We start from the raw sequence: 13,715 nt of genomic DNA on the forward strand, positions 1-13,715 counted from the left end.
CGACCTGACAAATTACGCGGAAAACCGCACATATGTTTTGACTATTGTGCGAAAAACCGGACAATTCCAATCATGACAGCCGCCACACTGTTCAGGAGCTTCCCGCGGCGTGCAGCCGTCCTCGGCCTCCTGTGTCTTGCGACGGCCTTGCTGGCGACCTGGATCATCGACCGGAGGTCGCGAGCCGGCGGCGCGGCGGCGGCAGCGAGCGAGGCACAGGACGAGGCCGCGATCATGGCGGCGAGCCTCAAGAGCGAACTCGACAAATTCAGCCTCGTGCCGCTCGTCCTCGCCGAAGATCCGCAGGTTGGCGCGTTGCTGTTGGGTGCATCGAGTGAAGCCGACTTGCTCGACCGCCGACTTGCGACGCTTGCAAGGCAGACCAACGCAGCCGCCATCTACCTGATGAACGCCGACGGCCTTACGATCGCTGCGAGCAACTGGGACCGCCCGACGAGCTTCGTCGGATCGAACTACAACTTTCGGCCTTATTTCCGCAACGCCTTGGCGCGCGGTTCGGCCACCCAGTTTGCCCTTGGCACGGTCAGCCGCGAACCCGGACTTTATATCGCTCAGCGAGTTGTCAGCGGCGGACGCCCGACGGGCATCGTTGCGGTGAAGGTCGAATTCGACGATCTAGAGGCCGGCTGGCGAGCCGCCAGCGATGGCGTGTTCGTCACCGATGCCGAAGGCGTCGTCCTGCTGACGAGCAACGATGGCTGGCGATTTCATGCGACCGGACCCCAGCGCGGCGCGGCGCGCAACCGATCGGTCGATCGCCGGCAGTTTGGAGTTGATATCGTGCCGCCTTTGCTGCCGGACCCGATCGGGCTGAAGGTCGGTCTCGTAAAATCTCCGTTGCTCGATACCGAGCAACCAATCGCACTCGATGGTTGGGTCCTGCACCTGCTCGCCAATCCTTCGTCTCAAATCGATGCCGCGGTAGCCCGCGGTCGATATTATCTGCTGCTCGTCGCGACTATCGCCGCGGGTCTGCTGGCCCTAGCGTTCGTCTTCAGGCGACGGCGCTCGCTGCAGGAGGAGGTGGCGATCGCGCAAAGGACGCGGACGCTGCGCGAACAGCTCAATCAGGCCAACCGGCTTGCGACGCTGGGGCAGATTGCGGCAGGTGTCGGACACGAGATTAATCAGCCCGTCGCGGCCGCGCGCCTGTTTGCCGAAAATGGGGCTGCACTTATCGCGACCGGGCGGCTCGACGATGCCCAGACCAACTTCGCGCGAATCGTTGACCTCGCCGATCGAATAGGCCGGATCACCGCCGAATTGCGGCTGTTTAGCCGCCGCGATGCGCCCGATCCGCAGGAAATGCCGGTGGCCAAGCCAATCGAAGGCGCGCTCCTGCTGCTTCACGACCGGATCGCCGGAATGGCCGTGACGCTGACCTTGCCGGACGAAGAGACGCTGACCGAGCGGGTGCGCGCCGAACCCGTCCGGCTTGAACAGGTCATCATCAACCTCCTCCAGAATGCGCTCGATGCGGCGGGGGAGGGCGGGGTGATAGCAATCGCGGTGACAACCGAGGCACGATCTTGTTTCGTATCGGTGATCGACAACGGTCCCGGCATTGCAGAGGACATGCGCGATCGCATGTTTCATCCCTTCGCGACCACCAAGAGTGATGGTCTCGGTCTCGGCCTGGTGATTTCGCGCGACATCATGCGCGATCTCGGCGGTGATCTTGTTGTCGGGGAGTCAAACCGCGGCACGCGTATGACGATGAAGATACCGCGCGCATGAGCGATCCTGCTGCCATCGAGGTGGTTTTTGTCGAGGATGACCCGGCGCTGCGCGAGGCGATTGTCCAAGCGCTCCAACTGGAGGGGTTCACGGTCGATGCATTTCCGGCGGCGGAGCCGGCGCTGCGCCGCTTGTCGCGCGATTTCGAAGGCGTCGTTGTGAGCGACGTTCGCCTGCCTGCGATGGACGGGCTCGAATTCTTCGATGCGATCCGCGGAATTGACGATAGCTTGCCGGTGATCTTTACCACCGGTCATGGCGATGTCGCGATGGCGGTCTCGGCGATGAAGCAGGGCGCTGCGGACTTCCTGTCGAAACCTTATGCGGCGAGCGCGCTTGCCAAGTCGATTCGTCGCGCCGCTGAAAAGCGCAGTCTCGTCATCGAGAACCGCAAGCTGCGCGAGGCGCTGCGCAGCCACGCGACGACAGGCTTGCTCGGCAGCTCGATCGAAATCGAGCGGCTCAACCGCTTGATCGCCGAGGTTGGCCGCGCCGACATCGATCTGATGATCACCGGACCGAGTGGTGCAGGCAAGAGCTTCGTCGCCCGCCGGATCCACGATCTCAGCCCCCGCCATGATCGCCCCTTCGTTACGATCGAGGCTGGTAGCTGGGCGCACCAGGATGCCGAACTCATCATCTTCGGACGCGAGCCGGGCAGCGGACTGTCGCGCGCGGGCCTGATCGAGCGGGCGCGGGGAGGGACGCTATTCCTCGACGATATCGAAACGATGCCCGAGCAAATCCAGGCACGCATGCTCAGCGTAGTCGAGCAACGCAGTTACCTGCCGATCGGGGCGTCGCGTCCGCAAGCGACGAATGTGCGCATCATCTCTGCTGCGCGCAACGTGTCGGACGGCGACGCGACATCGCGTCGGGTGTCTTTGTCGCTTTTCCATCGCCTCAACGGCGTCACCATAGCGCTCCCTCCGCTGGCATCGCGCCGACGCGATATCGCGGAAATCTTTCGCCATTTCGTTGCCGAGTTTGAACGGGAATTCGATACCGCGGCACGGCCGCTGACCAGCGCCGAATGGCATCACCTTGCCAGCCACGATTGGCCAGGCAACATGCATGAGCTGCGCGGCTATGCACGCATTTTCGTCTTAGACTTATCGACGGACGAATCGCTGGGCCTGCCGGGCATGGGCTCGCCGCAGTCTCTGAAGGATCGCGTGGCTGGTTTCGAACGGGCGCTCATCGAAAATACGATGCGAGAGTGTCGTGGAAGGATTGCAGCCGCCGAACGCTCGCTCGGGATCCCGCGCAAGACGCTTTACGACAAGCTGGCAAAGCATGGCTTGAAAGCCAGCAGCTTCCGGACATGAAAGGTTTTAATTTGGATGAGACGTGCTGGTTCCGCAATCTGGACCGGGCGACCAACGGCAGGAACGTAGTCTCAGCTGCGAAAACCGGAACGGCAGCAATCGGCCCAATCGCGGACATTGGCATTGGGGAATTAAGACGTCGTTTAATAGAGAATGCAATTAAATCAAACGTAAATGGCGGAGTGTGATTAGAACTTTGTATCTAACCACGTAAAAAAATCGATCGGAATATAGGTGAGGTCGAAAATGCCCACGCCCATACCCCGAGATAGTTTGCGAAATTTGCTTTAGCTTAGACTGCCTGGCACCGGTCGATCATTCAGGCGAGCATCCGAACCGTGGGCTCGCGGTCATAAAAGCGCTTCGCCGCCGCCTTGACGAATTTTCCGCTCAGGTCGGTTACGCCCTCGTCGAGCGCCACCCCGGCCTTGTCGAGCAGCGGCTTGGCACCCGCATCATGGCCGATCGCTTTCAAATGCCCGAACGCGTCCATGACGAACTGGACTGCGGCACCGTCCATGCACAGCTGCTTTGCCGCAGCTTCGGTGAGGACCAGCGCGATCGCATCAACCGTGCAACTTGGCGTTCCGGCGAGCTGGCCGTCGGCGGCCATGCTGCCATTGTCCAGCTTGATCCCGCCGACCTTGGGCGCGATTGTCATCGCTTTGCCGCCCGCCTTTTCAACGGCGGCTTTGACTGCCTTGATATCGCTCGCGCGAGACCCTTCGGCGAACAGTATCCCGACCTTGCGCCCTTCGAGCGTGTCCTTCTTGTTCTTGACGATCGACAGAGCCGGCGATGCCTCCATCTCGACGATCTTGCGAGCTGCTTTGGCCTTGGCCGGCAGATCGATCGCCAGACCCGCCGCAACCCGCCTGGCAAGGTCGCCATCGACGTTGCACAGGTTGGCCACCATGGCCGCGCGGACATGCGCCAGCGTCACCTTCGACAGTTCGAAGACAATCGCCGATGCAATATGCGCCTGCTCGATTTCAGTCTGCGAACGGTAGAACATGCGCGCCTGGCTATAATGGTCGGCAAACAGCTCGGGCCGTGCGCGGACCTTGGCGGTCGGATCGTTGCGCTCGCCATTTTCCTCGAACGTCACGAAGCCCGTATCCATGCTGGCGCGCGGACCGTTGATTTCGCCCGCTTCGCCCAGTGAATTCGGTTCGTAGTTCGCGCGCCCTTTGGGCACCTTGGTCTGCATCAGCCCGTCGCGCTGGAAATTGGCATAGGGGCATTTGGGCGCATTGATGGGAATCTGGTGGAAATTGGCAGTGCCGAGCCGCGACTTTTGCGTATCGAGATACGAGAACAACCGGCCCTGAAGCAGCGGGTCGTTCGAAAAGTCGACCCCCGGCACGACGTTCTGCGGGCAGAACGCCACCTGTTCAGTCTCGGCAAAGAAATTGTCGGGATTGCGGTCCAGTGTCATCCGGCCGACGATCTCGATCGGCAGCACTTCCTCGGGGATCAGCTTGGTCGAATCGAGGATATCGTAAGGCAGGCTCGCGGCGAAATCCTCGTCGAACGTCTGCACGCCCAGATCCCAAGCGGGAAAATCGCCGCCGTCGATTGCTTCGAATAGGTCGCGGCGATGGTAATCCGGATCGGCCCCGGCGAGCTTGACCGCCTCGTCCCAGACCGTCGACTGCATTCCGAGCACGGGCTTCCAGTGGAATTTGACGAACGTCCCCTTGCCCTGCGCGTTGACGAAGCGGAAAGTGTGGATACCGAAGCCTTCCATCATGCGAAGGCTGCGCGGAATGGCGCGATCACTCATTGCCCACAGCACCATGTGCGTCGCCTCGGGCATCAGCGACATGAAATCCCAGAAGGTATCGTGCGCGCTTGCCGCCTGCGGATAGCCGCGGTCGGCCTCCATCTTGACGCTGTGGATAAGGTCGGGGAACTTGATTGCGTCCTGGATGAAGAACACCGGGATATTGTTGCCAACGAGGTCCCAATTTCCTTCGTCGGTGTAGAATTTCACTGAAAAGCCGCGAACGTCACGGGGCGTGTCGACGCTGCCGGCGCCGCCCGCGACGGTCGAGAATCGCGTAAACACCGGCGTCTTCTTGCCCTTTTCGGAGAGCAGGCTGGCGCGCGTCAGCCCGGGAATCGGCTTGGTGCATTCAAACACGCCGTGCGCCGCGCTCCCGCGCGCATGGACGATCCGCTCGGGGACCCGCTCGTGATCGAAATGAAAGATCTTCTCGCGCAGGACAAAATCCTCGAGCAGCGTCGGCCCGCGATCGCCCGATTTCAGGCTGTTCTGATTGTCCGATATGCGCATGCCGTGATTGGTCGTCAGGTGGCTGGCGCCGCTATCATTGCTACCGCTCTGATCGACGTCCTGGTGCAATTCACCCCCTTCGCCGCGCCGCGTGGAGAATTCGGCGCTGCCATAGACCGGCTGTGCTTCGGGCGCGTGAGCAGCGGCGGGCTCGCCCGAGGCGCGCTTGTTGGACGTTTTATGGGGAGCTGATTTCTTGGCCATCGGGACGATCCTTTCGGGCGGTGGGCTGCGCGGACGTTCACCACGCATACGAACTGCCAACCATCCTCGAGCGGTTTGGGTCCTTGGCGCTGATGACTTATTTCGATGGATATAATCGTCAGACGGCTTACGCGGGTGTTGTAATCACAAGGTTAGCGGAGTTGTTTGACGACGCTGGAATTTCGATCCGCTCTTTCGGTAGAAATCGCGGCTTTTCGGCGGGGTGCGGACGTTGCGTGGATAGCTCGAGACCACGGGCGGTAGTTCGCTCCCGCGCGGATCAGAGCGCGTCGCGGTGATGCGGATCGCCTGCTTCATCGCGCTCATCGTGCGAGCCAGAAGAATGACCTCCTTGGCGCGTGCTATCGATGGGGCGAGCAGGTCGTGCGTCAGGTCGGCAAGGTGCACCGTCACGTATGCCTATCCAATCAGCCATCTGAACAATCAGTGCCGGGACACTGACCTGCCAGTGCAAGCACGATCTGCCATAGCTGACCGTAAATCGGAAGTTTGGGTCGTTAGGCGAACGGCAGCAAACTGGCTCTAGCTCCAAACACCGGAACGACAGCTGTCGGCCCAAGTTGCAGTCATTGACCGTTGTCATTCGGAGCGTCATTAATCGGCCCATGCAGATCGCCGTCGAACCCGCCAGCCCCTCGCGCGGGTGTGCGTGGACACGGCGCGCAGAATCGTGCGGCGGCAGATAACCCTCAACCCAGTCTTTGCGCAGCGCTGTAGCGCCTAGGGCCATGAGGAGCGCAGCGATGAGGTAGAACCCAGCGCGGCGAGCATGGCGTGAAGGAGTGCATTTGCGCCGTAGCTCGCGGTCGTTGCGTCGTTCAGTGCCCCGAGAACGCGCGTGCCCAGACCGGGGCCGATGCGGCGCTGAGGAATTGCACGATAACCTGAGCGGTTATCATTACACTTGCGTTTTAATTTGCCCGGCACGGGATTTGTCGGTGGCTCAGCGTGATCTCGCGACGAGATCGTTACGCTAACGCATTTATTTTATTTCCAAATCGATGCATCCGATCGCACCTAGCTTCGTATCTCGTGCTGGCCTCTCTGCAAGCTAGCCCGTGCGATCCGTCAAGTGCGTGTGCTTTGGGTGCCAAAATTCAGAATGACGTTTTTCCAAATTCATGGAGTGTATCTATGCCCGTTTCCGCCACCTTGCCTGCTGCCTTTTCAAGCCAGTCCAAACGCCTTCTCGGCCGCAGCTGCGCGATCGGCGCGCTGGTCGTTATCGGCCTCGGCTTCGCGTCCCCCGCGGCCGCGCAGCAAGCATGCGGCGCGCCAGCCAACGGCACGGTGACCTGCACCCCGACCAACAATCCCTATGACAATGGCATCCAGTATGTCGCACCCGGCGGAAACCTTACGATCAACCTGCAGCCCGGCGTCGTCGTTACGCCGCGAGACGACTTCAACCCAGCGATCCTGGCGCTGACCACCGGCGCCGACGCGCTGACGATCAACGGCGGCACCAACACGTCGCTGACATCGGGGCCGAACAGCGGCTTCACCGTCCTCGCCGCGACCAATGACGGGGCGTTGACGCTCAACCTCGACAAGGTGACCGGCAACGGCGCAACCGGCGTCCTCGCCAGCTCCGCCACCGGCGCAACCACCGTCCGGGCCAACAGCATCACCACCACCGGAAACGGCCGCAACGGCGTCAGCGCCAACACCAACAGCGGCGCGGTCCTGGTCGATGTCGGCACGATCTCGACCAACGGCACCGGATCGATCGGCATCAACGCGACGTCGGACGTCGCCAACGTCACCGCGCGCTTCAATACGATCACCACCAATGGCGGCAGCGGCGTCGTCGCGACTACGGGCGGCAACGGCAGTGCCACCGTCACCGGCGGCAGCATCACGACGTCGGGCGCCAACGCGATCGGCGTACGCGCCACCGGCGCAGCGGCGAACGGTTCGACCGGCGTCGTCAGCGCCAACGTCACCAACGTAATCACCAACGGCGCAGGCGCCGACGGTATCAGTCTGGAATCGCGGACCTCGACCGCAACCGCGACGTCGAACAACGTCATTACGCGCGGCGCCAACGCGCGTGGAATCGTCGTCACCGGCGGCGCCAATGCGAACGTCAACTTCGGCACCGTCCAGACAGCGGGCGTCGGTTCGACGGGCATCCTCGTTCCCGCCGGCGGCGGCTTGTTCGGCCCGCGCGCCAGCAATATCGTTAACATCACGGGCGACCGCGTGGCCACGACGGGCGCTAATGCGGTTGGCATCAATGCGGCCGCGGGCGATACCGCCAACGTCACCTTCAACAGCATCGTCACGACTGGCGACGGGTCGACCGGCGTGTTGATCCCCGTGGGTACCGGCGGTGGCTTCTTCGGCACCGTCTCGACGCCTTCGGCGAACATCAACGGCGGCACGATTTCGACGACCGGCGCGAATGCGGCGGGCATCAACGCGACCGTCAGCACGGGCAACCTGGCGGTGACCGTCGGGCAAGTCACGACGCGCGGCACGGGGTCGAATGCGATCCTCGCCACCAGCCAGGGCGGCAACGCAGCCGTCACGCTGAACGGTCCGGTGACGACTTCGGGCGCCAATCTCGACGGCGTCGTTATCAATGCGGGCAAGCGCGCCACATTGACCGTCGGCCAGAGCGGCTCGGTTTCGGCAACGGCGAACGGGGTTAACATCACCTCAGTCGACGGCACGACGATTACCAACAACGGCACGATCGCCGCAGCCCCCAACGGCTTTGCCATCAAGGTAGCGGGCGGCGCCGCGACGATCGTCAATAATGGCACGCTGACTAGCGACCTCCAGCTGACTGCTGGCAACGACACTCTGACCAACAATGGTCGTTTCCTCGTCACCACCAACATCGACTTCGGCGCGGGTACGGACCTTTTCACCAACACCGGAACGGTGCTGGTGAGCCCAGGCAGCTATACGTTCACCGGCCTCGAGCGGTTCGCCAATTCAGGTCTGGTCGACCTGCGCAACGGCGCGGTCGGCGATCGCCTGACGGTGCCCGGCAACTATGTCGGATCGGGCAATGCGACGCTTGGCCTCGACACCAATCTGACGACCGGTGCGTCGGACCGCCTCGTCATCGGCGGCGCAGCAACGGGATCGACCTCGGTCGTGATCGCCGATAGCGGCGTCGGCCTCAACAGCGGGACGATCATTGTCCAGAGCGGTGCCGGATCGAGCGCCAACGCGTTCGTCGCCGGCAACCGCGCCGGGCTGGTCCAGCTCAATGTCGTCTACGACCCGACTGCGATGACCTACAACCTGGTCGGCACGCCCGGCGATGCGGCCTACCGCACCGTCGGCCTGGTCGAAGCCGGTCGCAACATCTGGTACAAGTCGGCCGATGCCTGGACCGCGCACATGCGTTCGCAGCGCGATGCCAATGCGGCTTACGGTGCAGGAGAGCCGGGCGCCCGCGTCTGGGGCCAGTTCTTCGGGTCGACCGACAAGCGCGACAACAGCCGGACGGTGAGCAATTTCGGCGTCACCCGCACCGTTAACACCAACTACGACCAGGACTATTTCGGTGCCCAGGCGGGTGTCGACTTCGGCGGATCGGCCGGCGGCGCGAGCAGCTTTGGCTTCGGCGTGACCGGCGGCTATATCAATTCGCGCGTCGGGTTCGACAACAGCGCCGATGCGATGAAGTACGACGCGTTTAACGCGGGCGTCTATGCGGGCTTCAAGGCTGGCGGACTGTTCGTCAATGCATTGGGAAAATACGATCACTACACGATCGATTCGACGCTCAACGGCCTGGCCGGTGACAACCTGAAGGCAGATGCCTATGGCGCGTTGGTCGAAGCGGGCTTCCGTCTGGGTTCGGACCGTTTCTTCTTCGAGCCGGTCGGCAGCATATCGTACGTCAAATCGAATTTCGACGATCTTTCGATCGCCAATTCGACCTTCGCGTTCAACGAAGATGACGGTTTCCGTGGCAAACTGGGTGCGCGCATCGGATCGAAGATGAATGTCTTCGGTAGCGTGGCGTCGGCCTATCTCGGCGGCAACTATGTCCATGACTTCCGCGGCAACGACAATGTCGCGTTCACCAACAACGGCACCACGCTGATCCTCGCCAACACTGCGGCGCGCGATTATGGCGAGGGCGTCGTTGGCCTGAACATCGGTTCGGCCGATGGCATCAGAGGCTTTTTCGAAGGCTTCGGTGCCAAGGGCAAGGACATCGAATCGTACGGCGGACGTGTTGGCCTGCGCTTTCGCTTCTAGGCTTTAGCCCAAGACAAACGAGAACGGCGCGACCATCGCTGGTCGCGCCGTTTTCTTATGGTACGGAGCGGCGGAGTGCAGAGAGAGGCCTAGCCCCTCGCGTGCGGGCGCAGACGGGTGCGCGCCTTAAGGCTTCCGAAAACTCCAGATCAGTAATCCCGGGATGTATTGTTATCGGCGAGGCTAGCCCCCGCGCGCGCGTGCGCCATGTCAGCGGATATGCGCTTCCGCTTTGCGCCGCTGGCACAACATTTCTTGCCAGTCCACTAACGGCCCAGAAGCAGTTATCGGCCCATCAATCGCCTTCGCATGCCGAACAGAGCGATATTTCTTTCGAGATCAGACCTTCGTTACTGAAATTGAGTTCTAACAACTGCCAGTCGCGCCTCATGAGCCGCTCGTCGGCTCTCTATTTTGCCGCCAGATAGCAACGCGCCCAAACCCGGCTATTGTCTGGCTCTCCACAGCTTCGTCAGGTGGGTCGCGCGCCCCTGCCAGACTTTTCCGATCGATCGGGGATCTCCCGCCACCCGCGGCCGCGTAGCTCATTGCGAACGGGGAGGGAAATTCAAGGATAGCGAAAGCTTCTCTTGCGAACGATTATCATTAGCTGTAGCGGCGGCAGATCAGAAATTCGGGAGCTTTCAATGATTCGTGCATTCGCCTTGCTGGTCGCCACCAGCGCCTTGGCCATTTCTTCGTCGGTCGACGCCCAGACAACAGCCGCCGAAGACGCGAGCCCGGTCGAGACAAACGAGATCGTCGTCACTGCGACCAGAACGCAGTTGCCCGCCAGCGCGTTGCCACTCACGGTCGACGTGATCGACCGCGAGATGCTCGCGCGACAGGTGCAAATCTCGGGCTCGACGGTGGATGCGGTCTCCGCGCTCCTGCCGTCCTTCTCCCCGACCCGCGAGAAGTTGAGCGGTGCCGGCGAAAGCTTGCGCGGCCGCGCGCCGCTTTATGCGATCAATGGAATCCCGCAATCGACCCCGGTGCGCGACGGTTCGCGCGACGGCTATACGATCGATCCGTTTTTCATCGACCGGGTCGAGGTCATCTATGGATCTAACGCGCTCCAGGGAATCGGCGCCACCGGCGGGGTCGTGAACCAAGTTACTGTCGGCGCGCCTGCCAGTGACGGGATCGAGGTCCGTGCGCTGGCCCAGATCACCGCGTCGGACAATTTCGAAAGTGAGGGGATCGGTGCGAAGGCCGGTTCGCTGGTCAGCTATCGACGCGGCGATTTCGACGTCAGCATCGGCGCTACGACGGAGCGGCGTGGTGCGTTCTTCGACGGCAACGCAAACCGCATCGGCGTCGATGGCACGCAGGGCGAGGTGCAGGATAGTGACAGCTGGTCGGTCTTCGCGCGGCTTGGATACGATGTCACGCCAACCGCGCGCCTGGAATTGATCGCCAACCGGTTCGAACTGAAAGGCAACGCCCATTACGTGATCGTACCAGGTGACCGCGCGACCGGAACCCCATCGACTAGTGTCCGGGGGACGACCCCCGGCGCGGCACCCTCGAACACCGCCGAGTTACTCTCTGCGTCGCTGATCGATAGCGACCTGGGCGGCGGCACGTTGATTCTGCAGGGTTTCTACAGCCGGACCGATGACGTGTTCGGCGGCGGGGTGTTCGGCACGTTCCAGGACCCGCGCATCGACCCCAGCGGGACCCTGTTCGACCAGTCGGCCAATCAGTCGCGCAAGCTGGGCGGCAAAGTCAGTTATGAACGCGAAGTGCCTGGCCTCGAGAACCTTGTGGTTACCGCCGGTTTCGACGCCCTATTCGACCGCACCAAACAGACGCTGGCGCAAACCGGCCGCGTCTGGGTGCCGCAAAGCGACTTTCGCAGCCTCGCGCCGTTCGTACAGGGCAACCTTACCGTCCTCGATGGCGTCGTGCGACTGGCCGGCGGGATGCGCTACGAGAATGTCGAACTGTCGGTCGGCGATTACGAAACGCTCTACAGCTACGGCCCGGTGCAGGTTTCAGGTGGCAGCCCGTCGTTCACAGACCTGCTGTTGAATGCCGGCATCGTCGTCGAACCGATCGATGGATTGCGCGCTTATGCCAACTATGCCGAGGGCTTCACGATCGCCGACGTCGGCCGCATCCTGCGCGGCATAACGCAGCCCGACGTCGACATCGATACGTTCCTGTCACTCGAACCGGTCGTGTCGAACAACCGCGAGCTGGGCGTGGAATATGACCAAGGTCGGCTGACAGCTTCGGCCAGCTATTTCTGGTCGACGAGCGATTTCGGGTCGTTGCTGGTGCTGCGCAACGATGTCTTCGAAGTGGAACGCCAGCCGATCGAGATCGAAGGGTTCGAGGCTAGCCTCGCCTGGCGCACGCCGCTGCCGGGCCTCTCGCTTAGCGGCGGTTATGCCGCGCTGCAGGGACGGACCGACGGAGACAACGATGGCCGGGTCGACGAGGATCTCGACGGCGCGAATATCTCCCCTGATCGCATCAATCTGGCGGCCGACTATGCGACTGGCCCGCTCAGCGCACGCGTGCAGGCACGAATGTATTTGGCCCGCGAATTCAACGACGTGTTCACTGCGACCGATTTCGAGGGCTATACGCTGCTCGATGCGTTCGTATCCTATCGCACTGCGGTGGGGGAATTTTCGATGGGCGTACAGAATATCACCGATGCCTTTTACGTCACCTATGACAGCGATACCGTCCGGGTGACCGATAACAGCCGCTTCTTTGCCGGCCGGGGCCGCTCCTTCACGCTGGGCTGGCGCGGAACGTTCTGATGCGACTGCTCTCGCTCCTCCACCGCTGGACAGGCGCGAGCGTCGGCCTGTTTCTGGCGGTCATCGCGATGTCCGGTACGGCCTTGCTGTGGAAAGGATCCTGGATTGGCCTGCCCGGCGCACACGATAAGCCGAGCCGCGACCCGGTAGCGATCGGGCAAGCCGTCGCGGCGGCGCTGAAGGAAGACGCGACGCTCAGCCGCATGACCTTTGCCGGCGATGAAATCGGTTTGCACCAGGCGATCTATCGAGATGGCGGCGGCGCGTATTTCAACCAGGCGGGCGAGATGGTGGACCGCTGGCAGTCGATCTGGGGTCGCCCCGAATTGTGGCTGTTCGATCTGCACCACTATCTCTTCTTCGGCGAGATCGGTGAATATGTGACGGGCGCGCTGGGCGTACTCCTGCTGGCTTTCACTATCACCGGCCTGATCCTGTGGTGGCGTACGCGCCGCACGTTCAGGCTCCGGCTATGGCCAGCGCGCATGACGAAAAGTGCCATCGTCCGGCAGCATCGCGATATCGGCGTCGTCGCGTCGCCCTTGCTGCTGCTGGCCGGGTTCACTGGCACCATGATGGTCTTTTCCAACGTGTCGACCGCGATCCTGTCCCCCCTGTCTGACGGCAACCAGGTCGAGAAGGCGACGTACAGCGCGCCTTCGCCCGACAAGGATACCGACTGGCCTGCGCTGGTGGCCCAGTCCCAACAGGCGTTCCCGGGTGCGGCCCCGCGCCGCCTGATGATGCCAAGCAAGCCCGGAGACGCGATTGCGATCCGTTTGAAGCAGGATTTCGAGTGGACGCCGAACGGGCGGTCCTATGTCTATCTCGATCCCGCCAGCCGAGCCGTCCTGGAAACGATCGATCCTGCCAGAAGCGACACCGCGGCCAAGGTGACCGAGAAATATTACCCCATTCACGCGGGTAAGGTGGGCGGGCTGGTCTGGCGATTGACGTTGACGTCCGGCGGTGTGGTCCTGGCCTTGCTTGGGACCCTGGCCATGTTCAGTTTCTGGTTCGTCGACCCGGGCGCGCGTTCTCGGACGACTGGTCCGGGGCGGATTGGCCAGATATTCAGCTCATTGCGATAATCGC

7 protein-coding genes are annotated in these 13,715 nt (G+C 62.2%); 5 read left to right on the forward strand and 2 right to left on the reverse strand.

The window, feature by feature from the left end:
- Positions 1–72 precede the first annotated feature (72 nt).
- Positions 73–1,758 carry a sensor histidine kinase gene (locus FSZ31_RS03245; RefSeq protein WP_147121595.1) on the forward strand — a complete coding sequence of 562 codons (1,686 nt, stop codon included), beginning with the start codon at positions 73–75 and terminating at the stop codon, positions 1,756–1,758.
- Positions 1,755–3,086, forward strand: coding sequence for a sigma-54-dependent transcriptional regulator (locus FSZ31_RS03250; protein ID WP_147121596.1), 1,332 nt, complete (start codon positions 1,755–1,757; stop codon positions 3,084–3,086). Before FSZ31_RS03245 ends, FSZ31_RS03250 begins: the two co-directional genes overlap by 4 nt.
- A 319-nt stretch (positions 3,087–3,405) precedes the next feature.
- On the opposite strand, the gene FSZ31_RS03255 is transcribed toward FSZ31_RS03250, so the two are convergent.
- Together FSZ31_RS03255 and FSZ31_RS03260 are read right to left on the reverse strand one after the other, a co-directional pair.
- Entirely contained in the window at positions 3,406–5,589 is a 2,184-nt protein-coding gene (locus FSZ31_RS03255; RefSeq protein WP_147121597.1) for a catalase, read from the reverse strand.
- Between the two features lie 144 nt (positions 5,590–5,733).
- The gene (locus FSZ31_RS03260; protein ID WP_147121598.1) at positions 5,734–6,003 is read right to left on the reverse strand and encodes a hypothetical protein; all 270 of its coding nucleotides are present in this window, start codon (positions 6,001–6,003) and stop codon (positions 5,734–5,736) included.
- Positions 6,004–6,744: 741 nt separating this feature from the next.
- Here FSZ31_RS03260 and FSZ31_RS03265 point away from each other — a divergent pair.
- From FSZ31_RS03265 to FSZ31_RS03275, 3 genes are all read left to right on the forward strand, one after another.
- A complete protein-coding gene (locus tag FSZ31_RS03265; protein ID WP_147121599.1) occupies positions 6,745–9,840 on the forward strand; it encodes an autotransporter outer membrane beta-barrel domain-containing protein in 3,096 nt (1,031 codons plus the stop codon).
- Positions 9,841–10,487: 647 nt separating this feature from the next.
- Positions 10,488–12,620 (forward strand): TonB-dependent receptor, encoded by a 2,133-nt coding sequence (locus tag FSZ31_RS03270; protein WP_147121600.1) that lies wholly within the window; start codon positions 10,488–10,490, stop codon positions 12,618–12,620.
- Positions 12,620–13,711: a PepSY-associated TM helix domain-containing protein gene (locus tag FSZ31_RS03275; RefSeq protein WP_147121601.1), complete on the forward strand. Its 1,092-nt coding sequence runs from the start codon at positions 12,620–12,622 to the stop codon at positions 13,709–13,711. The genes FSZ31_RS03270 and FSZ31_RS03275 overlap by 1 nt, the downstream gene beginning before the upstream one ends.
- Positions 13,712–13,715: the final 4 nt, after the last annotated feature.

The organism is Flavisphingopyxis soli (assembly GCF_007995095.1).
Classification (GTDB): Bacteria; Pseudomonadota; Alphaproteobacteria; order Sphingomonadales; family Sphingomonadaceae; genus Flavisphingopyxis; species Flavisphingopyxis soli.